Here is a 26,710-nt window from a genome sequence, read left to right as displayed (position 1 = left end):
ATCTCTTACCGTACTATGGTTACCCATCCTTTGTACTTCTTGATACCACTTTCTTTCCTTACTTCCAGTATATAGTAGTAGGTGCCCTCGTTCAGGTTAGAACCATCCCAATCGTTATGGTAATCCTTTGACTGGTACACCTGTCCACCCCAACGGTTGAAGATAAAGATGGCAGCGCCCGGATATTTTTCCAAACCACCGATGATGAACCTTTCGTTCTTACCATCACCGTTCGGTGTGATCACATTCGGGAATGACAGGTCCGAACCTTCGACCGCTATCGTTGACACGCCTACGTTATTGGTACTATCGGCATCCGGCATATTGGTACTATAAGCCGTTGCTTCGTTGATCAGCTTACCACCTTCAATTACGCGGGATGTCAGCGTCATCTGCACACTAGCTCCTACTGCCAGGTCGCCGATATTCCATTCTACCAGTTTAGTGGCTTGCGTTACTACCACATCACCGCGATCTGCTGCTGTATGGGTTGGTATATCCAGTTGTACCGGTAAATGGTCTTCTGCCCTCACACTGGTGACAGGGATATTACCCACATTCTTCACCGTAATGCGGTAGGTGAGGTTTTGTCCCATACGGTAAGGTCCTGCTACTGGTGAAACGATTTCTTTGGTGACGATCAGATCGCCCGCCAGTTTATCATTGTCTGCAATCGTTACAGTGGCCTCGTTGGCTGCGCCTGTTGTGAAGGCGTAGTCCGCCGATTTTCCGCCGGTGAGCTTGAACACTACTGTTTCAGGGCCTTCCACTTCGCGATCGTCCTGAACAATTACAGGAACAACTACACTGCTGGCGCCGGCCGGAATGGTGATCGTACCGCTGATGGCCGTGTAATCTGCATCCGGCGTAGCGCTGCCACTCATCATATACTGTATGGTGATAGGTGCTGCCGTACGCTTGCCATTTGCCAGGCTGATGGTAAATGCCCCGTCAACATTAGGTTCTGCGGCGTTTGGCTGACTTGCAGTGATCAACAGACCCAGGTTAGTGTTGTCGTCATCTGCTATGTTTACGGTAGCTGTTTTACTAGCGCCTGCTGTATAGTTAATGGAGCTTGATTTGCCGCCAGTAACAGTGAGTATTACTGTTTCAAGTGGCTCTATCAAGTCATCGTCTGTTACATTCACCGGCACCGTTACGCTGTTGGTACCTGCCGGGATCACTACGGTGCCTGTAAGCGCCTGGTAGTCGGTGCCTGCCGTTGCACTGCCCGCAATACTATAGGTAACGGTGATGTCTTCTTCCGGTATTTTGCCACTGGCAAGTTTAATGGTGAATTCACCTGCTGTAGATGGTTCCGCCGCATTGGCCTTAGTAGCGCTGGCTTCCAGGTCCAGGTTGATATTATCGTCATCCGCGATATTCACGGTAGCGGTGTTGCTGCTACCCGGTGTGAATACGAGACTACCAGCCTTACCACCTGTTCCGGTAACGATCACTGTTTCGTTTCCTTCTATCAGCTGGTCATCGATAACAGTTACTGGAATTGTAACGCTGTTCTGACCTGCTGGTATTACCACCGTTCCGGTTAAGGTCGTGTAATCAATTCCGCTCTTCGCAGTACCTGCTACCGTGTAGGTGGCTGTAATATCCGTCGCTGCGCTAACACCGGTCGGTAAACTGATGGTGAAGCTACCGTTGGTAGATGGCTCTGCTGCGTCGGTATCCTTGGTTACATTCAGCACCAGGTTCGCATCCACTACTTCATCATCGAGGATGTTGGCAGTGGCACTACCAGCGTTGGTGAAAGTAAAGTGACCGGAGCTGGCACTGGTTGGTGTGATAATAACCGTTTCAGTACCTTCTATTATCTTATCATCTTTTACTACTACTGGTATGGTGATGCTGTTCTGACCTGCAGGGATGACGATCGTACCTGTCAGCGCGGTGTAATCTGCGTTGGCAGTAGCGGTGCCGGCGATCGTATAGTTGAAGGTGATGTCTTCTGATGAAGTAACACCTGCCGGCAATCCGATCACAAAGCTACCATTGGTGGATGGCTCTGCACCGTCTGCTCCTTTGGCAGTCAATACCAGCTTGGCTGGAGTGATGCTTTCGTCGTCGGTGATATTCACTGTCGCATTACCACTACCGGTGAAGGTAAAGTGAGCGGAAGTCCCGCCGCTCAGGGTGGCTACAACTGTTTCTGTGACTTCTATGATCTGGTCATCAATCACTACTACCGGGAGCGACACGCTATTCTGACCAGCCGGGATCACTACGGATCCTGTAAGGGTAGTATAATCTGCGCCGGAGGTAGCGGTACCTGCTACAGTATAATTTACCGTAACATCTTCAGATGAAGTGATACCTGCAGGGAGACTCACTTTAAAGCCGCCGTTGGTAGATGGTTCTGCACCGTCAGTGTCTTTGGCGATGGTCAGTGCCAGGCTGGCCGGTGTAATGCTTTCATCATCGGAGATGTTGACGGTAGCATTGCTATTGCCGGTAAACGTGAAGCTACTGGAAGTGCCGCCGTTTAAGGTCATGACCACCGTTTCAGTCACTTCAATTACCTGGTCGTCTTTCACCACCACTGGTATCGCCACACTGTTCTGTCCTGCAGGAAGGGTGATCGTTCCGGTGATAGCATTGTAGTCTGTTCCGCTGGTAGCGGTGCCGCCAATACTGTAGTTGACAGTAATGTCTTCGGAAGAAGCAATGCCGGCCGGCAGGCTGATGCTGAATGCACCGTTTGTGCCAGGTTCAGCGGCATCCGCCGTTTTCACTACGCTCAGCACGCGATTAGCCGGTGTGTCTTCATCATCTGTAATATTCACAGTAGCATTACCAGTACCGGTAAAGGTGAAGTTGGTAGATGTACCACCGTTTAAGGTCATGATCACCGTTTCGGTATGCTCGATGAGCTTATCATCTATTACCGTTACCGGTACATTTACACTGTTTTGACCTGCCGGGATAGTAATGGTTCCGGTGATAGCGGTATAGTCTGTACCGGCAGTAGCGGTACCTGTAATGGTATAGTTCACCGTTACATCTTCAGCCGATGCAACACCTGCAGGCAGGCTGATGGTAAACGCGCCATTGGTACCCGGTTCTGCGGCATCTGTCGTTTTAACTACTGTCAGCACGTTGTTGCCACTGTCATCGTCAGTGATGTTCACGGTAGCATTACCAGTACCGGTGAAGGTGAAGCTGGTAGAGGTGCCGCCGTTCAGTGTCATCATCACGGTTTCAGTAGGTTCGATGAGCTTATCATCTATTACCGTTACCGGTACGTTCACGCTATTCTGACCCGCAGGGATCGTGATGCTGCCGGTGATGGCTGCATAGTCGGCACCCGCAGTAGCGGTACCGGTGATGGTATAGTTTACGGTTACATCTTCAGAAGAAGCGATACCGGCTGGCAGACTTACTTTAAATCCGCCATTGGTAGATGGTTCTGCGCCATCGGCTGTTTTGGTAACGGTGAGCACACGGTTAGCCGCTGTATTCTCATCATCTGTAATATTCACCGTAGCATTACCATTACCGGTGAAAATGAAGTTGGTGGAAGTACCGCCGTTCAGCGTCAGGATCACCGTTTCGGTGTTTTCAATTAACTGATCGTCTATTACATTCACTGGTACAGTTATACTATTCTGGCCGGCAGGAACAGTGATTATTCCTGTGATAGCCGCGTAATCTGTACCACTGGTAGCCGTACCACCGATGGTGTAGTTAACCGTGATAGCTTCAGAAGAAGCGATACCGGCTGGCAGACTAATCTTAAATCCGCCGTTGGTAGCTGGTTCTGCGGCATCGGCTACCTTACTTACTGTCAGTACGCGGTTAGCCGCCGTGTTCTCATTATCTGTAATATTCACGGTAGCATTACCTGCACCGGTAAACGTAAAGTTGGTAGAGGTACCACCGCTCAGGGTCATCATCACCGTTTCTGTATTCTCAATCAGCTGATCATCTATTACAGCAACCGGAACATTTACGCTGTTCTGACCTGCAGGGATGGTGATGGCTCCTGTGATGGCGGTATAATCAGTACCACTGGTAGCTGTACCGGCAACTGTATAATTTACGGTAATAGCTTCGGAAGAAGTGATGCCAGATGGCAGGCTGATTTTGAACGCGCCGTTAGTACCAGGTTCTGCGGCATCGGCTGTTTTCACGATGCTGAGTGTGCGGTTAGCCGCTGTATTCTCATCATCTGTGATGTTCACCGTAGCTGTACTACCGCCAGTGAAAGTGAAGCTGGTGGAAGTACCTGTTGTGATGGTCATGCCCACGGTTTCTGTATTCTCCAGGATCTGGTCATTAATCACCTGTACCGGAACAGTTACGCTGTGCTGGCCTGCCGGAATCACCACAGTACCTGTGAGCGCAGTATAATCTACTCCGCTGGTAGCGGTGCCATTAATGGTGTAGGTTACTGTAATCGGCTCTGATGAAGCTACTGTACCTGGCAGGCTAATGGTGAACTCACCATTGGTGCCTGGTTCTGCAGCTTGTTTGGTGGCCGTTACATTGAGTATACGGTTGGCCGCAACATCATCGTTATCAAGTATGTTTACGGTAGCGTTGCTGTTACCAGTGAAGGTAAAGCTGGTAGAAGCACCACCATTCAGCGTCATCACTACTGTTTCTGTATTTTCAATCAATTGATCGTCGATTACCGGTACCTGAACGGTAACACTGTTCTGACCTGCTGTGATCAAAGCGGTGGCGCTGAGCGTGGTGTAGTCAGTACCTGCGGTGGCAGTACCACTAACGGTATAGTTTACAGTCACGTTCTCAGCTGCGGTAATACCCGCAGGCAGGCTAATAATAAATGTACCGTTGGTAGATGGTTCGGATGCGTCGGTACCTTTTACTACGGTGAGTACCCGGTTAGCCGCAGTGTTATCATCGTCGGCAATATTCACGGTAGCATTACCATTGGTAGCGCTGGCGGTGAAACTGAAGCTGGTGCTTGTACCACCGGTAAGGATCATATCCACAGTTTCTGTCGTTTCAATCACCTTGTCATCTATCACCGGCACTGTTACAAATACAGTGTCTTTACCAGCCGGGAAGGTCACGGTGCCACTCAGTGCAGTGTAATCTTGTCCACTGGTAGCGGTACCGCCAATGGTATAGTTCACAGTGATAGCTTCGGAGGCGGTGATGCCGGCAGGTAAACTGATCGCAAACTGGCCGTTAGTACCTGGTTCTGCAGCGTCGGCCTTTTTGGTGATAGACAATACGCGGTTGGCCGTCGTGTTGTCATCGTCTGCAATATTTACCGTCGCAGTACCGCTGGTCGTGCTGGCGGTGAAGGCAAAGCTGGCAGAGGTACCGTTGGTCAGCGTCATGATCACCGTTTCAGTGTTTTCAATGATCTTGTCATCTGTTACCGTTACAGGTACGCTAACACCGTTCTTACCAACCAGGATGACTGCGGAGCCGGTGAGACTGGCATAATCAGTGCCATTCACTGCGGTTCCCGCGATGGTGTAATTAACAGTGATATCTTCTGCAGCGGTGATACCAGCAGGCAAACTGATATTGAAGTTGCCGTTGGTGCCTGGTTCTGCCGCATCAAGCGTCCGGGTAACGAGCAGCACGCGGTTGGCGGCGTTATCGTCATCGTCGTTGATATTCACTGTAGCCTTACCATTGGTGGTGCTGGCCGTGAAGGCAAAGCTGGTAGAAGTACCGTTGGTCAGTGTGAGGATCACTGTTTCGGTGCTTTCAATGATCTGGTCATTGATTACACTAACAGGAACGTTTACACTATCTTTTCCGGCAGGGATTACTACGGTGCCGCTGAGGGCATTGTAGTCGGTGCCGCTGGCGGCAGTACCCGCGATCGTGTAATTCACGGTAATGTCTTCAGATGAAGTTACTCCACCAGGCAAACTGATCGTAAACTTACCGTTTGTAGCCGGTTCTGCTGCGTCGCCTGCATTTTTTACACTCAGTACCCGGTTAGCCGCGGTGTTATCGTCATCTGTGATATTCACGGTAGCATTTCCGGTTGTACCGCTTGCCACGAGCGTAAAGCTGGTGGATGTACCTCCTGTAGCCGTTAATATAACGGTTTCTGTATTTTCTATAATCTTATCATCGATCACGCTAACTGTTACGGGCACACTTGTCTGACCCGCAAGGATCACCACCGTGCCGCTAAGCGCGGTGTAATCTGTACCGCCGGTAGCAGTGCCGCCTACGGTGTAGCTAACGGTGATGTCTTCTGATGCGGTATAACCTGCGGGTAATCCCACCGTAAACGTTCCGTTGGTAGCTGGTTCTGCACCGTCTACAGGGTTAGTCACGTTGATCACCCGGTTAGCCGCCACGTTATCGTCGTCCGTAATATTCACGCTAGCGTTACCGCTGGTAGTGCTGGCAGTGAAGTTAAAGCTGGTGCTTGCTCCGCCGGTGAGGGTCATCACCACGTTTTCTGTGGTTTCGATCACCTTATCGTCGATTACCGGCACCGTTACAAACACCGTGTCTTTACCAGCCGGGATGACTACCGTGCCGCTCAATGCGGTGTAATCTTTTCCACTGGTAGCGTTGCCGCCAATAGTATAATTCACGGTGATGTCTTCGGAGGCCGTGATGCCGGCAGGCAGGCTGATGGCGAACTTGCCATCGGTAGCCGGTTCTGCGGCGTCAGTCATTTTGGTGACAGACAGTACGCGGTTGGCCGCGTTGTTATCATCGTCCGCAATATTCACGGTAGCGCTGCCATTACCTGTTAAGGTGAAGGTAGTGGAGCTTCCGCCGTTGAGTGTCATGATCACGGTTTCTGTATTCTCTATCAGTTTATCATCTATTACAGGAACTGATACCACTACCCCGTCTTTACCTGCCAGGATCACCGCTGTACCGGTGAGTGCGGTATAGTCTGTGCCGCTGGTGGCGGTACCGGTAATGTTATAGTTCACCGTGATATCTTCTGAGGCAGTATATCCTGCAGGCAATGTAATATGGAAGGAACCAGGAACAGACGGTTCTGCCGCATCACCCGCGTTGGCTACGCTCAGTATGAGGTTGGCCGCCACGTTGTCGTTGTCGGTGATGTTTACAGTAGCATTGCCGCTGCCGGTGAAGGTAAAGCTGCTGGAAGTTCCTCCTGCCAGGGTGGCGATCACGGTTTCTGTAGGCTCTATGATCTTATCATCTGCTACCGCAACTGGAACGTCTACAGTACCTGCTCCTGCCGGGATGACTACGGTTCCGGTTAAGGCGGTGTAGTCAGCACCTGGGGTGGCGGTACCGGCCACGGTATAGTTCACGGTGATGGCTTCAGCCGTGGTGATACCAGTAGGCAAACTGATAGTAAACGCACCATTGGTAGATGGTTCCGCAGCATCACTCTTCCGCACGATACTCAGTACGAGGTTAGCCGGGGTAAGCGACTCATCATCCGCAATATTAACGGTGGCGCTGCCTGCAGTACCACTCGGCACCAGCGTAAAGTCGGTGCTGCTGCCACCGGTCAGGGCCACGACCACTGTTTCTGTTGGTTCTATGATCTTATCATCCTTCACAGTTACCAGCAGGTCAACGCTGTCTTTACCGGCTGGCAGTACGATGCTGCCGCTGAGGGCATTGTAATCATCGCCGCTGGTGGCAGTACCGGCTACGGTGTAGTTCACGGTAATATCCTGTGAGGATGTATAGCCAGCAGGCAGTTTGATCGTAAAGGCGCCATTGGCAAATGGCTCTGCACCATGGTTCTTCTTCGTGATGCTCAGTACAAGCGCTGCCGACGTATTGTCGTTATCCACGATGTTTACAGTATCGCTACCATGGGTAGTGCTGGCGGTGAAGTTGAAGTGAGCGCTGGCGCCGCTGTTCAGTTTCATGATTACGGTTTCAATAGTCTCAATGATCTTATCGTCGATCACTGTTACTGGCACGATTACTTTGTCGCTGTTAGCCGGAATCACTGCTGTACCGCTGAGAGTCGCATAGTCAGTGCCGTTAACCGCAGTACCGGTAATGGTGTATTGAACCGTTACATCTTCTGCTACGGTTACACCGTTAGGCAGGTTAATGCTGAAGCTTCCGTTGGTACCTGGTTCTGCGGCGTCGGCAGTCCTGGTCACCGTCAGTGCCGTATTGGCTGGTATATTATCGTCGTCCGCAATGTTCACCGTAGCATTACCATTGGTGGTGCTGGCAGTGTATGCCGCACCGCCGGTACCACCGGTGATGGTCAGTGTCACGTCTTCTGTTGACTCAATGATCTTGTCATCTATCACATTAACGGCTACCGGCACGCCCGGATCCCCGGCTGGTATCACCACGGTATTGGTCAATGCAGTGTAATCTGCGCCGGCAGTGGCGGTACCTCCTACGTTGTAGGTCACCGTGATCGGCACTGCGGCGGTATAACCGGCAGGCAGGCTTACCAGGAACTGACCGTTGGTACCTGGCTCTGCGGCGTCGCCATTATTAATAACGCTCAACACACGGTTAGCGGCAATGTCATCATCATCGGTGATGTTCACCGTAGCGGTGGCATTGGTGGTGCTGGCGGTGAAGGTATAGTCAGGAGAAGTGCCACCTGTAACGGTGAGGATCACAGTTTCTGTACCTTCTATGATTTTCTCGTCTTTCACAGTAACTGGCACGTCTATACCATTCTGGTTGGCAGGTATTACCACCGTACCGGAAAGGGTGCCATAATCGGTTCCGTTGATCGCGGTGCCGGCAATGGTATAGTTCACAGTTACCGGCTTAGCTGATGTTACGTTAGGCGGCAGGCTGACAGTGAACGCACCATTTGTACCTGGTTCTGCGGCATTGGTCTTCTTCACGATGCTGATCACCTGGTTAGCCGCGGTATTGTCATCATCGGTTATATTAACAGTGGCAATATTATTACCTGTAGCCGGTGTGAAGTTAAAGCTGGCATTGGTGCCACCAGTTAGTGTCATTACCACTGTTTCTGTACCTTCTATGATATCGTCGTTGGTGACAGGTACTGTTACTTTAACATTAGGTTGACTGGCAATGATCTTCGCGGTACCAGTGAGCGCAGTATAGTCAAAACCTGCACCTGGCGTAGCGGTACCACCAATGGTATAAGTTACGTCGATATCTTGGGACGCGGTATAACCAGCCGGCAGACTGATAGTAAACTCACCAGGAATACCAGGTTCAGCACCATCAGCTGTTTTCGTCACAATCAGTACACGGTTGGCAGCGGTACTGTCATCATCGATGATATTCACGGTGGCGTTGTTACCAGCCGGATCTGCGGTATAAGTAAATGCGTTAGCGTCTGTACCACCGGTCAGGTTCAGTATAGCCTTTTCCGTAGGTTCTATGATCTTGTCATCGCTAACGATCAACGGTATGGTAAAGCTGTTGGTATTAGCCGGTAGCGTAACGGCGCTGATAGTATAGTCGGTGTTACGGGCAGCATCACCAGTCATGTTGTAAGTGAACGTGATATCTGCTGCAGAAGTATAACCCGCAGGCAGGCTGATGGTATAAGCACCATTGGTACCCGGTTCAGCGGCATCGTCTTTTTTCACCACTTTCAGTATCTGGTTCACCGCAGTGGCGTCGTCGTCCGCGATGTTAACGGTAATATTATTATTGGCCGGATCTGGCGGGAAGATAAAGGCATTACCGCCTCCATCTGTAGCACTACCCGACAAAAGCTCAATGGTCATGGTTTCAGTTGGCTCAATGATCTTGTCATCCAGCACTTTGAGCGTTACTGATTCACTATTCTTATTAGCTGGTATGATGATATTGCCCAGTGCCTCATAGTCTTCCCCAGAGGCAGCAGTACCAGATATGCGATACCCAATGGTGACAGGCCATGCGGAGGTAGCTACACCCGCCAGCTTCACGGTGAAAGTACCGTTAGTGACTGGTTCTGACGCATTGATTCCGGCAATCACCTGTATAGGAGTGCTGGTAGCTGCATCGGCATCTATGATGTTCACAGTTGCCCCGTTACCAGATGGATCTATGGTAAACGGCATGCCGGAAGAAGACGTAGCGTTTGTGAGGTTCAGCACCACTGTTTCGGGCCCTTCTACCTGACCATCAGCTAATGCGTCTACATCAATATATACTTCATTGGCCCCTGCGGGAATAACAATATTATTACCAGCGGACAGGCCCAATAAATGGTAGTCAACCGGGGCATGAGCTGAATCATTAGCGGTGCCTCCTAATGTAAAACTAATCACCACATCCTGAGAGCTGGTAACACCTGGCGGCAGGGCAATCCTGTACTGCCCATGGGTACCGCCCTCTACGGCGTCAGACACCTTTGTAAGCAGCACTACATTACTGTTAGTGTTATAATCGTCATCCGCGATGTTCACTGTGGCGGATCCACCACCAGTAGCTACGGTATAGGTAAATTTGGTATCGTTACCACCGGTGATCGCCATATCCACTGTTTCTGTCGGCTCAATGATCTTATCGTTGATCACATTCACTGTAACGATTACACTGTTTTGACCAGCAGGGATGGTAATGGTACCAAGCGCCTGGTAGTCAGCGCCCACGGCAGCTGTACCACTGGTACTGTAAGTCACGGTAATATCCCTCGCGGAAGTAATATTGGCAGGCAGACTCACTTTGAAGCTGCCAGGAGTAGATGGTTCTGCACCATCGGCATTTTTCGTCACTGTCAGTACCTGGTTGGCGGCAATGTTGTCGTCATCATCCAGGGTCACCTGTGCATTACCGGCGGTGCTGCTCACAGTATAAGTGAAGCTGCCACTGGTACCACCACTGAGCATAAGGCTCACCGTTTCCTGACCTTCGATGATCTGATCGTCAATCACATCTACGGGAACGTCTACACTATTCTGACCGGCCAGGATAGTAGCTGTACCTGTCAGCGCAGTGTAATCTTTACCACCGGTAGCGGTACCGGCGATAGTATAAGTAACGGTAATATCTTCTGATGGGAAGACATTTGCTGGCAGACTGATTTTGAACTTGCCGTTGGTGGTTGGCTCTGCTGCGTTGCCACCATTGGTAACGCTTAACACACGGCTGGCCGCAGAATTTTCGTCATCGGCAATATTAACAGTAGCGGTAGCATTAGTCGGGCTAGCCGTATAAGTAAGGCCGGCACCGGTACCACCTGTAGTCGTCATGATAACGGTTTCAGTATTCTCTATGAGCTGATCGTCTTTCACCAATACCGGTACGGATATACTAGGTTGGTTAGCGGGCAGGGTTACCGTACCTGTGAGCGCGGTGTAATCAGACCCACTGGTGGCTGTACCGGCTATGGTATAGTTGACGGTGATGGGTGCTGCTGCGGTATAACCAGCAGGCAGGCCAATAGTAAAGGCGCCGTTGGTGCCTGGTTCAGCGGCATCGCCGCCGTTGATCACACTCAATACCTGGTTGGCTGCAATGTTATCATTGTCAGTAATATTAGCTGTGGCACTGCCGTTGGTAGCATCGGCAGTGAAAGTAAAGCTGGTGCTGGTACCACCGGTAAGCGTGAGCACCACCGTTTCTGTACCCTCTATGATCTTATCGTCTTTTACATCTACCGGTATAACTACGCTGTTTTGTTTGGCAGGTAATACGATGCTGCCTGTCAGGGTAGTATAGTCGTCGCCATTAGTACCAGTACCAGTAATGGTATAACTAACCGTCACCGGTTCTGATGAAGACACGATTCCAGGCAGACTTACCTTGAAGCTACCGTTGCCGGCAGGCTCTGCAAGGTCAGACTGTTTCACAATACTGAGCACACGGTTGGCGGCAGTATTGTCGTCATCGGCAATGTTCATCGTGTCCTGGCCATTGGTGGTGCTAGGCGTGAAAGTGAGCGTGCTGGTGCTGCCACCAGTAAGCTTTACTATCACTGTTTCTGTATTCTCAATGAAATCATCATTGATCACATTCACCGGCAGTGTGGTGCCGTTTGAACCACCAGGGATGGTTACCGTGCCGCTCAGGGTCGCGTAATCCGCACCTCCGGTAGCAGTACCGCTCACGGTGTAATTCACAGTGATAGGCTCGGGAACTGTTATACCTGCCGGCAGGTTAATTTTGAAGGTATTGTTTGTTGCCGGTTCTGCTGCATCTCCTGTTTTGGTGATGCTCAGTACGCGGTTGGCCGCATTATCATCGTTGTCGATAATGTTGCCGGTTGCGCTGCCTTCTACCGGATCTGGTGTGAAATTGAAATTAGTGGAAGATCCGCCGGTGATATTGATGATCACGGTTTCTGTACCTTCTATAATCTGATCATCCACCACATTAGCCACGGTGGCTGTTGATGTAGCTCCGGCTGAAATCACAGCCGTTCCACTGAAATGTGCAGGAGTTATACCATTATAGTCGACGCCTAAAGTAGCGGTACCACCTATAGTATAATTTATTGTTACGGGTTCAGAATATGTAATACCCGGCGCCGGAAGGAAATTGAATCTTATTGAGGCGCCGCCTTCTGCACCATCACGGCCTAACTGTACTCTTACCATACGATTAGCCGGTGTATCATCATCGTCTGCAATATTCACAGTAGCGGTATTAGCGGATGCAGATGCCGTATAAGCGGAACCACCACCGGTGCCGCCGGTGAGGGTCATCACTACCGTTTCTGTTACTTCGATGATCTTATCATCGTTCACAGTTACCGGTACGGTTACAAAAGGCTGACCTGCTGCTATGGTAGCAGTACCTGTTAATGGAACATAATCGGCTGTACTGGTAGCCGTTCCTCCTATCGTGTAATTCACAGTAATAGGTGCGGATGAAGTGAAGCCCGCGGGCAGGCTGATTTTAAATTCACCTGGAGTACCCGGTTCTGCCCCATTACTATTATTAATAACACTCAGCACACGGTTGGCCGCAGTATTATCGTCATCCGAAATATTCGCAGTGGCCGCAGCATTGGTGGCGCTCACGGTATAGCTGAAGTTGGTAGAGCTACCGCTGGTAAGCGTCAACGTTACGGTTTCTGTACTTTCTATTACCTGGTCGTTGATTACGGCAACAGGCAGGGTAATGGAGTTTTGTCCTGCCAGGATGGTAGCGGTGCCACTTAAGGTCGTATAGTCTGTGCCGTTAGTAGCTGTTCCGCCGATGGTATAATTCACCGTAATGTCCTCGGAAGGCGTAACCGTTCCAGGCAAACTGATTTTGAACGTAGCATTGGTAGCTGGCTCTGCACCATCGGCAGTTTTGGTGATACTCAGCACCCTGTTGGCAGGAGTGTTGTCATCATCCAGGATATTCACGGTAGCACTACCATTGGTTGTGCTGGCCGTAAAGGCAAAGCTGGTACTCGTGCCGCCGGCGAGCGTCATAGTCACCGTTTCGGTGCTTTCCATCAGCTGGTCATTGATCACGGTTACCGGTACGGTTACACTGTTCTGGCCTGCTGGTATGATGGCGGTATTGGTGATAGTGGTATAATCGGTGCCATTTATCGCCGTGCCACCAATAGTGTAGGTCACGGTAATAGGCTCGGCAGCCACAATATCGTCGGCTGCAGTCGCGCCTTTAGGCAAACTGATTTTGAACCGGCTGTTGGTACTTGGTTCGGAAGCATCTCCTCCGTCGTTGGTCACGCTGAGGATGCGGTTGGCAGCTGTATTATCATCATCCGTGATATTGGCTGTGGCGCTGCCATCAGTGCTGCTGATAGTGAAAGCAAAGCTGGTACTGGTACCGCCAGTCACCGTTGCAATGACAGTTTCTGTATTTTCGATGATCTTGTCATCGACAACGGTGATGGGTAAAGGAATGCTGTTCTGTCCAGCAGGCAGCACGATAGATGTTCCCAGGGCGGTATAATCTGTGCCACTGGTAGCGGTACCGGAGGATGTATAGGCTATGGTTATATTTTCGGAAGAAGTAATACTACCAGGAAGACCAATCGTAAATGCCCCGTTTGTGGACGGCTCTGCCGCATCCGTTTTCTTCTTAATACTGATCACGCGGTTAAGCGCTGTATTGTCATCATCTGTAATATTAACAGTGGCATTACCATTGGTGGTGCTGGCAGTATAATTGAAGTTGGTGCTGCTGCCGCCGGTAAGTGTTACCACCACCGTTTCGGTATTTTCAATGATCTGATCGTCGATTATATTAACTGGTACGACTACACTGTCTTTACCCGCCGGGATAATCACCGTACCGGTAAGGGCTGTATAATCAGATCCACCTTGGGCTGTACCACCTACGTTATAGCTGACGGTGATATCTTCGGTAGGTATCACACCTACCGGTAAATGGATCGTAAACTCGCCATTGGTGGATGGTTCAGCCGCGTCGGTCTTTTTCGTTATGCTCAGTACACGATTGGCCGGTGTATTCTCATCGTCAATAACATTAACGGTAGCAGTCACCGCAGCGGCAGCTGGTGTTAGTGTAAAATGGGTAGAGCTGCCGCTGGTTACACTTACTATAACTGTTTCCGGTTTTTCCAGCAACTGATCGTCCAGCACCAGCACCGGCAATGTTACGCCTGGCTGGCCCGCAGGAATCACAATCGACCCGCTCAGTGCCACATAATCCGCACCTGGGGTGGCGGTACCGGCAATAGCGTAGTTAACAGTGATGTCTTCAGAGGAAGTAACACCAGCCGGCAGGCTGATATTAAAGGCGCCGTTGGTAGTGGGTTCCTGGGCATCCTTCACCCAGGTAACGCCTACGGTAGTTTTAGCAGGGTCATTGCTGTCGTTGTCTGCAATGTCCAGCGACGCAACTGACTGAGTGCTGCTGATATTATAAATATTACCGCTGGCAGCGCCTACGGCGCCGCTCAGCGTAACATTCACATTTTCTGTTACTTCAAGGATATTGTCATCAGTCACCGTTACTGGCAGGGATATACTGTTGCTGCCGGACGGGAAAGTAACCGTACCTGTGAGGGTCGTATAGTCGCCGCCGTTATTGGCAGTACCGGTCACCGTATAGTTTACGGTAATGTCTTCCGTAGCTTTTATGGTTCCTGGCAAACTGATTTTGAAGGAACCATCCTGTGTACCTTCTTTACCATCCTGTACTTTGGTGATGGCTAATGTTTGATTAACAGCGGTCAGGCCACCGAAAGTGGAGAAACTCTGTATACCGCTGAACTCAACGTAGTCTACGCCATCCTGCTGACCGGTAGCCGAAGGATTCATTTCTGTAATATTAGCCAGTCCTTCAGGGGCCAGGTCGGCCAGTGTAGTAGCAATATCGCCGCTGTGTTTGAACCAGGTCCAACGCTGTGTACCGGTTACACCACGGGTGCCGGAAAGCATATTTTCTGCATTGGTCTTTTCAGCAGGATTCCAGAACAGGCGAACGGTAACGCCACCATTCTGTGTCAGCGCACCGCCGGTATAGTTGATCTGTAACAACCTGCGCATCAGTTGCGTGCCATAGTCGGTACCACTGTTTTTACCCAATGCAGCATTCATATCCCTGTTCACATCAACAATGGCCGACAGCTTGGTCACGTCCATAGTATTGCCGTTGAGGGCAATGGAAGCAATGTATTTACTAGCATCTGTAGGATCGTAGAAATACAGGGTATCGTTGTTGATACAAGTGGCGGTTACTGTTCTCACCGTGGCGTCTGGCACCAGGTTAGCGGTGCGTTGCAGATGGCTGGTAACGAGTGTAAACACTACGCCGTCTTTCAGTGCACCCACGTTTTCAAAGCTCACGATCTTGCCGGCGACATTAGTAGCTGGGATTTCTGTGATAGTACCGGTGGCGAAGTTACCGTCGCCATCTTCATCCACCAGGATGCTGAAATCGCCTGTAGTTGTACCTGTGGTGGTAATGCCAGTCAGGTCAAACTGCATACTGAGTGGTTGCGTGCTGATATCATAGTTGGTAAACTGTGTTTTCCATTCCTGCGTAAGGCGTTCGGGGATACAGCTGCCGACGGGCAGGTCTGTTCCGCTTACAGTGAGGGCATTGCTATTGCTGCCCAACAGGAGATAACTTTTATCTGCACCAAAAGTATTAGCATTATCTGCATTGGTAGCGGCGATAGCACGCACACCAACTGTCAGGATAGAGCCAGTATGGATGCTGCGGGATTGTTTCTGTACCAACCCTTCGCGATCATCGCGACCGATACCGAAGATATTGTTTTTATAAGTGCTGTTGTTCGTCGCATTCCAGATCACGGAACCATCTGTAGCCAGGTAGTTCTGTGCAGTAGACTGGTCGAGCGTGATACCGTATTTAACACCGAGGTAAGATTCCACTTTCTGTGCGTCTGTAGTTGTGAGCGCGGATTTATACACGATCACCTCTGGGATCTTACCGTTGAAGATACGGTTGTCATATGTAGCATCGTCTGTGGTGCGACCGCCTATTTCGAAGAAGGAGCCATCTGCCTGTGTTGGGCAGCTGGTAGCGAGAACAGATTGCTTACCGTTCAGCCATGTACTTCCATTCAGCGGGTTGCTTGCATTTACATAAATCCCCCTTGCGATAACAGGCCCGGCATAAGGTGGCGTGGATTGTCCAGTAGGGCATCCAGCGCCGTCAAGAGCAAAATTGCCGCCGGTAAGATACATCAGGCCTCTGCCGGATCCTCCAACTGCGGTCCAGTTACCATTACTGGCGAAAATAGCTGTTCCGGAGTTTGGAATAACACCTTCAGGTTTATTTACAGAGAATATAGACAAGTTAGCCGATGTGTTCCAGTTAGCAGTGGCATTTCCTTTCAGGGATTTGCCTACTGCACCGGTGAAATCAAGCGTTGGGTTAAAGTTGATGCCATTGGCTACACGGATAATATCAGCCGAAGCAGCGATGGCATCTGTATGTGCAACTGGGGCCGCACGCAGTTCAGTCGCCATGGAACCCGCCTGGTTCAGCCATTGTTCCACCTGGTTGCTGCCGTCCACCTGGAGATCAGCGTCTGCTTTCACCCACAACATTTCATCGGATACGCCACCGGGTGCTGTTACATAGCTGGCAATAGTAAAGTACTGTCCATTTGTGAGATCGATGTTGGTCGTGTAACTGATCACACCATTCACACTGTTTTCAGATAATTGTATAAACTGATCAGTGCCATCAAAAGTGGCGTCATTGCTCACTACCAGGTAAGGAGTAGTAGCAATTTTAGGCAACTGGTCTTTTCTGACAGAAAGTGCCACAGTACCCACGGTACCGGTTTCCTGCACCTTCCATACTCTTGCCATACGGTTGGTTACAAGCGGATTACCGGTGATAACGGTGGAGAAGTTGGTGGCTGCACCATCATCGCCCCACACCAAATAAGATTTATCTACAGAGAAAGTATTGGTATTGCTAAGGTTATTTGCCGCGATACCGCCGAGGCCTACTATGGGCTGTAAGCCGGTATTGATGTTCTGGCTCTGCTTCTGCGCAAGGCCTTCTACGTCATCGCGACCGATACCGGTGATATTATTCTTATAGGTAGCATTGGCAGTGGCATCCCATACCTTGGTGGTGCCGTCGGTAGCCAGGTAATCTGTTGCAGTGGTCTGATCTATCGTATAGCCATACTTGATAGCGAGGTAAGTAGATACGCGTTGCAGTTCGGTGGGTGTTAAGGCGGTGGGATATACGATAATATCTCCCATGGTACCGATCCATGCCTGAGCGCGATCCCAGGGCCATGCACCTATTCCAGCATCCACGTTGCCGGTATTCCATGCCTTAGCGGCAGATCCCAGCGATTTCATTTTGCTGTAAAGTGTAGCAGTACCGCCATTACCAGCCCATACACCTACCATTTCATTAAACACACCTGGTTGCCAGTTACCGACCGGGCTTACCACATCATTAGCCCATCCTACGAAATCGGCTGTCCCATTTCCACCTACGATCGCGAGACCATTACCCTGGTTAGTTGCACCTGCACCATAAGCAAGAATAAACTTATTACCTGTACCGGTGGTGGCTGCACTACCAGTACCGAAGAGCGTTCTCGCAGCAGTGCCTGTAGGCAACTTAGTGATATCCAGCCCCATGAAATCTGTACCATCAAACTTCACTACCGGGTTAAAGTTGGCATTATCAACGGCGTTGTTCATATACAGCGGTTGATTGGCAACTGTAGCCTGCGTAGCGTTGTTCAGTTCAGAAGCATAGTCTGTCCATCCGTTAAGGGCGGTGTTATCCGTAGTATTGGACGTACCAGCGTCTGCACGCAGCCAGAGGGACGTGCCCACTACCCCACCAGGCGTTTTGATAGAAGCTCCAAAGGTAAAATATTGTCCATTGGTCAGGTCTACATTGGCCGCATAATGTTTCACACCATTGAGGGTGGTGGCCGTTACAGGAATAAATTTGTCCGTTCCGTCGAAAGTAGCATCATTGCTAATAATGAGGTAAGTCTGTGCCGCATTGGGCAGTGCATCATAAGGCACCGCTACCTGTACACCGCCAACAGTGCCGGATTCCTGCGCACGCCATACTCTTGCCATGCGGTAGTTGGCTACCGGGTGACCGCTCAGCGGCGTTTTAAAGAGACTGCTGCCGCCATTATCCCCCCACACCATGTATGATTTATCGGCAGTAAATGCATTGGCATTGCTGAGGTTTGTTTCCGCCAGGTTATTGAGGCCGATAGCCAACTGCATGCCAGTTGCAGTATTACGGGATTGTTTCTGATTAAGATCTTCCGCATCGTCGCGACCAATACCGGTGATATAATTGCCATAGCCGGTGTTGGTCACGGCGTTCCATATAGTGCTGCCATCAGTAGCCAGGTAATTGGAAGCGCCGTTATTCAAACTGATACCATACTTAATAGCCATATAGGTATTCACGCGCTGTTGCTCATTTGTCGTAAGCGCACCAGCATAAATGATCAGGTCGCCCATGCGGCCGGTGTAAGAAGTTGCACTGGTGGAATAGCCCAACTGGAATGGACTGTTGTTGCCGGTGAAGATACTCGTATTATTACCGTTGGCCACATTCAGACCATTCTTGTAAATAGCCTGTTTGTTGGCAGCCAGGCTGATATCGCTGGTAGTGGACCAGAGAATAACCTGGTTATTGATTCCCCCTGTATTGTAAGTCAAACGATTGCTGACATAAGGAGGATCCCAATAAACAATATTATCTCCCCAGGTGGCATGCAAAGTAAACTGGGTACCGGTTCCGATCGGTTCTGTGAATACAACGGTATTAACGGCCGCAGTTTGGTTACCTGCGTAGAATGCAGCGGCGCCATTATAGCTGGCTGTTTTCAGGAAAGAGCCTCCTGTCATAGCATGAGGAGCGCCATTGAACCTTACCACAGGGTTGAAGTTCAGGTTATTGGCAGCATTGTTCATATAGATAGGCTGGTTGGCAGCTACGGCCTGGGTAACGTTATTGCCGTTAGGGCTATAGTCGTTCCAACTGCTGATTCCCATGCTGTCTGCAGTAGCAGAAGTACCAAGATCCGCGCGCAACCACAGGAGTTTGCCGCTGTTTACACCGCCAGGGTATTTTACTGCTGCGCCGAAGGTGAAGTACACGCCATCGGGCATCAGGCTGGAGTTGAGCGTAATAGTTTTGTTTGCATTCAGCGGAAGTTCCTGGTTGACCGTTGCAAACGTAGGGTCGGTGCTGATCAGCAGGTATACTTTCGTGCCGGGTGCATCTGCTTTCAGGGTAACTGGTTGATCCGTCCAGTTAGTTTTATCTACTTTCCAGATGCGGGCCAGGCGGCGGGTTGCGTTCGTTCCGCTTACAATAGTTCCATAAGAGGAAGCCGATAATCCATTGTCGCCAAAAACAAAGAAAGATTTATCGTTCGTGATGGTATTGCTATTCTGTTCGTTCGTGAGAGGAATGCTGTTACCCAGTGAAAGCGTTACAAAGCCGGTATCCACGCTGAGCGATTGTTTGGTATTCAGCGCTGTAGCATCATCCCTGCCTATACCGGTGATACGGGATTTATAAACAGGATCGGCTGTCCAGTATTTGGAGCCGTCGGTAGCCAGGTAATCGGTAGCGCCGTTACCTATGGTAATACCATATTTAAGACCCAGGTAAGATTCCACGGACTGGCGCTCTGCATCAGATAATACGCGGTTGTAGGCAATCACTTCTCCTATATTACCCATCCAGTAAAGCCCTCTGGCAGCTATAGTACGGGAGCCTATGGAAATAAGATTGTCGGTGAGTGGTGTTAAATTGATGGCACCCTGGTTGTCAAAAGTATAATTTCCAAAAATACGAACTCCGTTGGGGGTATTATTGGCCTGGGTGGCACTAAAAATATAAGGTTTATTGGCCTCATAGGTATTAAAACCGCCTATGGCCACCACTGATGAGGCATTCTCCAGATACTGTATCTGCCCGGTGTTAATGAGCCGGAATTCCATTCCGTGGGCGGCGCCTACAGCACCGCTACTGACAAGATCTCTTGCCGATGCAAAGCCCGAACCGCTACCCACCGCAAAAACGGTGGAGGTAGCAGGATCTATGCGCGTAGTAGTTATATCCAGGAAGTCATTCGTACCATCAAACACGAGGCCATAGTTGAAGTTAAGGGCTTTCGCATCGGTGATAGGTTGGCTGTCCACTACGCCCTGTGCAGCGTCATTCCCTTTATTACTGTAGTCAATCCAGTTGCTGCCACCAGACATCCCATCATCTGCGCGCAGCCAGAACGACACGCCATTAGTGATAGCATTTGGACCCGTAACATTTTTCGCAAAAGTAAAGTAAGCTCCATCAGCCAACAGGTTACTGTTAAGCGTAATAGTGCCGTCGGCGTTCAGCGCATAGGCTGCATCACCGGTACTGAAGGTATTGTCAGTACTAACCAGCAAATAAGTCCGTGCATTACCACCGGTAAGTTTTATAGTAATATTCTGATCTGCCCAGTTATTTTTCTGTGCTTTGAAAACACGGGTCATGCGGCTATTGACTTTACTGATACCAGTAACCGGTGTCTGGTAAGCAGTTGCGCCCGCATCATCTCCGAAAGTGAAGAAAGAAAGATCGTTAGTAATAGTCGTTGTATTGGCCTTGTTAGAAACAGCCACTGCTGTACCAACTGCAATCGTTACAATGCCGGTATCGGCAGCTACCGATTGCTTCTGCAATAACATGCCCTTGTCGTCGCGACCAATGCCGGTAATATGTTTGGTATAAGCGCCGCCGGTTGCAGCTTTCCACATAGTGGTCGTACCGTCGCTGGCGAGATAATCCATTGGTGCGTCAATGCCCAATGTGAGGCCATAACGCAACGCCATATAGGACTGTACCTGTTGGCGTTCGAGGTTACTCAGCTTGCGGGAATACAGTATAACTTCGGGAATATCGCCATTAAATACTGAGTTGTGACCGGCGCCGATATAATCTCTATTGCCGACCGGCGACAGGAAGTTTACCGCATTGGCGTTGGCCGTCAGTAATACCTTACCATCCATACCGGCTGCCCAGTCGTTGGTGGCACTCCAGATATTGAGCATATGGGCATTATGCACATTCACACTTGCCGGGTAAGCAAAGTTCCTGCGTGCAGTACCGGAACCGAAATACGTATATTGATTGTTGTTACTCCAGGTATATAGAGATTGGCCACTGACATAAGTACCACCAAATTCAAACGGATAGTTAACTGTTGTTGCCGTATTATCAATATTAGATGTTTGTACGGTGAATACTTCACCAGCAGTAAAGGTATTCGCTATCTCTGGTTGTTGTATGAAATAATTGCCTCCAGGGCCAGTGCCATTGAAACTGACGCCGGGGTTAAAGTTGATGGATGTTTCCTTCCAGGGGAGAGTTCCCGCAAGCGCAAGCGTCCATGTACGACGGGAAGCGCTCAGCTCTTTCCATTGCGAAACATTGTTACCTCCCACTATCGCGCTATCTGCCCTGGCCCATACTTCCAGGCCGCCGGCTACACCGGCAGGACCTGCCTGACCGTTGGCGAAAGTAAAGAAAGCGCCGTCGGGCAGCTGATCGCTGTCCAGCGTTATCGCTCCATTGGCATCCAGCACATAGGATTTATCGCCTGCACCGAAAGTTTCATCATTGCTCACTAATAGATAAGTGGTATTGTCTCCTCCTGCGAGTGATAAAGTAAGCGGACTCTTAGCCCAGTTGGTACGATCTGTTTTATAGATACGGGCCATGCGCGTAGTAAGGTTACCTAAACCGGCAACAGGCTGCGTATATGTAGCTGGCTGATTATTATCGCTGAAAGTAAAGAAAGAAAGGTCGTTGGCCACGCTGCTGCCATTATCTGCATTGGCGGCTGCCAGGCTGCTACCGATACCAATGGCCACATTGGCGCCATCTAACTGCGACGTGCTTTGTTTCTGCAGCAGTGTACCATTATCATCTCTTCCGATGCCGGTGATACGCTGACCGTAACCAGTGTTTTTGGAAGCGGTCCACATGCGGGTAGTGCCATTGCTGGCGATGTAATCCGTAGCGGCGCCCGCTGCCGTGGTGAGCGTAATACCATATTTAAGCGCCAGGTAGCTGTTTACCTGTGCCCGTTCGGTAGCGTTCAACTGCCTGTTAAAGAGAATTAATTCAGAGATACGGCCGCTGAACACAGCGTTATGCCCCGCGCCAATGGCAACGTTCAACGCGGTGGCCCTGCCGAAGGTAACCGGGAAGGTAGTGCTGCTACCGATGGTTTTACCATCGAAGTTCAGTGCCCAGTTACTGGGAGCGCTCCAGTTATTTAACAGGTGCGGACGGTTTACATTATAACCGGCCAGGGAGTAACCCGGTCTTGAACTGATACCAAAGTGCGTATAGTGGGACCCGTTGTATACATAAAACTGTGTAGTGAGCGTACTGGGGTCGCCACCGAACTCAAACGGAAAACTTGCCGTAGTGGTGGTAGATGGCAGTGTTGTTGACTGCACTGAAAATATTTCACCGGCGGTATAGCTTTCCGTGAATTTATCAACACTGAAATAGTTATTTCCCTGGAAGTAAATATTCGGGTTGTAGTTGATGGAATTCTTCTCCCAGGCTACAGGCGCGCTGAGGGCCAACGGCCATTCCCGCTGAACGGCCTGATCGCTCCATTTGAGGATATTACCATCTGCCACGGTGGTACCGGCATCCGCTTTCACCCATGCCTGCAAGTTAGCGGCTACGCCTCCCGGATATCGCTGCTGTTGCCCGAAAGTAAAGTAAGCGCCGTTGGCCAAATCGGCGCTGGAAAGTGTAACTGTTCCCGTGCCACTCAATTTCAATTCTTTGGTAACGGTGCCGAAAGCAGGGTCTGTACTGATAAGCAGGTAGTTATTTGCTGCGCCGCCTGTCAGTTGCAGCGTTATCTGCTGGCTATTGTCCCAGGCAGCTGTTTTCTGTACACGCCACACACGCCCCATCCGCTGGTTGGCATTAACGCTTGTAACAGTGGTAAAGTAGTTGGTATTGCCGCCGTTGTCACCGAAGGTAATGAATGCTTTGTCCTGTGTAAAGCTATTTGTATTGGCAGCATTAGAAGCAGCGATAGCATTTCCCAATGCGATAGTTACCATACCACTATCCTGGCTCAGTGATTGTTTTTGGCTCAGCATGCTGCAGTCTTCACGGCCTATACCAGTGATGCGTGCACCGTAACCTGTATTGGCAGCAGCCGTCCATATTTGTACGGTGCCGTCGCTGTTAATATAATCTGTTGCGCCTGCATTGAGCGTGATACCGTATTTCAGCGCCATATAAGATTCGATGCGCTGTATTTCTGCCGACGTAAGATCGCGGTTATAGATGAATACTTCCGGGATAAATACTTTTGAATATTCCGAGTAAGTAGCGCCTCCCACGTCCAATGTCCATGCAGTGCCGTCTGAAGCAGCACCGTTTTTCACCAGTGCACCGTTACTCTTAAATGCGTAAGCGCCACTGGCCCCTCTTTCAAAAGAATAGAGTTTGCCTTTGGCGGTGATTGCATTACCGGTGTTCAGCCACCCTTCCACATACAGGCGATTTTCAAACCCTGCATGCCATCCCATTAATTTATTCCCGCTGGAGCTGTTGAATACACGGCCGGTTTGAGAGCCTTCCAGTAACCCCATCCCCATTATGGAATAGGCACCAGATACGGCTGCCGAAGCAGGTACCAGATGCGCATCATTACCATCATAGTAAATAGCCGGGTTGAAATTGACCATACCGGTGGTATTGTCCGGATCGCCGACCACCGTCATGTGATTGGCATTACCAGAAATATCTCCCCAATTGACGCCGTTCACGGCCTGATCCGCCCGGTACCAGGCCACCACGCCATTGCTCACACAGGCAGGTCCTTTAGCCGCCATCGGGATGGCGTTACTAAACTCAGAAGTACCGCAGGTATTGGCGGGAATGCGCAATGTGGCCGTCCAGAAACCAAGTCCGGTAGCACCCGGACCAGCATTATAGGTAATAGTTTGTGTAGAAGTTCCGGCAGATAGTCCTGTTAAAGTGGTAACATAATATTGCCCGCTCGTTTTGTTCGTAGCGGGATCGTTGGCATAAATATCAACCGAGTATTGTGCACCGGCCGTTATTGTGGGTATCGTGAGTTGCAGCTGATACTGCCCTCCGCCCAGCGCCGATGACGATACCAGTACCGGCGTCTTGCCGGCAGCATTGGTATAGCTACAGTTACCTCCTTGCAGGGAAATACCAGCAGCGGCATTATTATAAATGGAGTTTTTGGAGATGAGTACATTAGTAGGAGCTACGTTAACAACACCCGCCCCACCATTATCATGAATCACACAACCAGTCACTTCCGCGTCGGTAACGTTGGCAGCTCCATAAAACCATACGGCATGATTGGCATTGTTAGCCAGGGTATCTCCTTTAATGTCTACATCCGTAGCGCCGGCAGCACCACTCACCACAATGCCTGAACGTGTTTGGTTATAAAACGCCGAATTAATGATATCCACATTAGTTCTGGCGGCATTGTTATAAAATTCAATACCATCTTCATTCCTGGTGAAGGTAGAATTGCTCAGCTGGAAGTTGGTAGTTGCTCCGGCCGCATAGATACCGTCTACATCAAATTCATTAAAGGAAACATTGTCAACCGTCACTCCTGTAGCGGCAGCATAAAAGGCAATACCTACATCCGCATCATCTGTATTGCCGGGCTTATCTCCGTTCAATACAGAATTCGTACAGTTAAAACCATTAATAGTACTTTCAAATCTTATACAGGCATTTCCTCCATAAAGCCCCGGTAACCGGCTTTCGACTACAGTTTTATTGATACTTACCGTACTCGCAGCGCCATTAAACCAGATGGCGTGAATATCATTCTCATTAATATTAATGGTGTCCAGGGTAATGTTGCTGGCAGTGTTATCGAAGCGAATGGCATAGTCCCCGTCATCATCCTGCCCAATTACATTCATATCTATCGTAGTGCGCTTCACCTGGAAGTTAGTGGTGGCATAGTCGCAGTAAATGCCCAGTGATACACCGCTCCATAAACTATCGATGGTTACATTCCTCAACAGCACATTGTTGGCCGTTTCTACCGGGCCGGTGGTATTATCAAACAGCAATGCATTCTGGAACCCGCTGATATTACTGTTAGTCAGTGTCAGTCCATTTACGCCTGCATCACGGAATACGATACCCTCTCCTCCACGCGTATTGCCAGCTGTGCTGAGTTGGATGTTATCCATTACCAGGTTGGTTTGCATACCGCCTGTAAAATAGAAGGCCCGTCCAACGTAAACGCTACCGGCAGGCTCCACGTCTGTGGAGTAAATATTTCTTACGGTCAATCCCGTGGAGGCGCCCTGTACCCTCATAAAAGCATTCAGGAAGTTACCCACGGTGCTGGAAGAACGTATATTCTCCACCGTTACCCCCGTTGTATTGGGAAAAATGTCTACGTTAATATCCCCGCTATTCTGCACGGTGAAATTCCGGATGGTTACACTGTCCGCATTAATCACAAAAGGATTGATAATGGAATTGGTGCCAGTAGCATACAACGTAATTTTATTCTGTCCATCGATCGTCAGTTTCTTTGCCGTAATAGTAGGCATCGACGTGGCTAACGTAATTTGCCCGTGTACATTGAATACGATATCATGCGGGCCAGCGCCGGCGGCATTGGCATCCAGGATGGCCTGTCTGAATGAACCAGGCCCCGCATCATTCGTATTAGTGACCGGGAAAGTGTTAGCAGTGGCGGTAACAGTCATCGTCATGCCAACCAAGGCCAGTAACAATCGCTTGCAGTGCTTGCTGAAAAACCTTACATCGGGATTCATAACATTATTTAAGAGGGACATCATGCAATCAACATTGGGTAATAAGGGTTCTGATCCACTATGTTATACACAGAGAACCTGGAAAGATTCCTTTAGAAATCTTTATATGCTAAGGGTACGATATGGTTGTTTGCTAAGACCTACGGGCAACTCTCTTCAACCAGTATTGATCAAACACAAACAGTATTTATTTTACGAATAATGAAATTTGAAACAGCAGAAAAAAATAGGGTCCGCATGTAATGACAATCGCGTAAAATTCCACATAGGAAAGCATTAAGATTAGATAAAAAGGATACGGGCATTATCAGTATGTTCTACGATTCAAAGACATGTTCACATGACTCCAGGGAACAAGTCTTGCTGCGAAAGTAATTAAACTATCTTTTCATGATTGTCGTCGTAGTTCGATATACATGTAGTAGTTATACTACATGACAATTAGGGGTAGTCATTTCATGGCAGGCTTTTTAAAAACAAGATCTGCGCCAGGTTATAAAAATTTATAAAAAATGATATACATCTGAACAAAAATATATTATTTTAGTGCTGAC

General features: G+C 49.6%; 1 protein-coding gene. It reads right to left on the bottom strand.

Features of this window, described 5'->3' with window-relative positions; all coding sequences use genetic code 11:
* Window positions 1-5 precede the first annotated feature (5 nt).
* Window positions 6-26,156 carry a Calx-beta domain-containing protein gene (locus FHW36_RS28860; protein ID WP_145674753.1) on the bottom strand — a complete coding sequence of 8,717 codons (26,151 nt, stop codon included), beginning with the start codon at window positions 26,154-26,156 and terminating at the stop codon, window positions 6-8.
* Window positions 26,157-26,710: the final 554 nt, after the last annotated feature.

The sequence above is a fragment of the Chitinophaga polysaccharea genome, assembly GCF_007829335.1.
Lineage (GTDB): Bacteria > Bacteroidota > Bacteroidia > Chitinophagales > Chitinophagaceae > Chitinophaga > Chitinophaga polysaccharea_B.
This window is presented reverse-complemented; position numbering and strand designations above follow the sequence as displayed.

Bases quoted from the DNA above. Each gene is read 5' to 3' on its own strand.
- FHW36_RS28860 (WP_145674753.1), bottom strand. From the start codon at position 26,156: ATGAATCCCGATGTAAGGTTTTTCAGCAAGCACTGCAAGCGATTGTTA.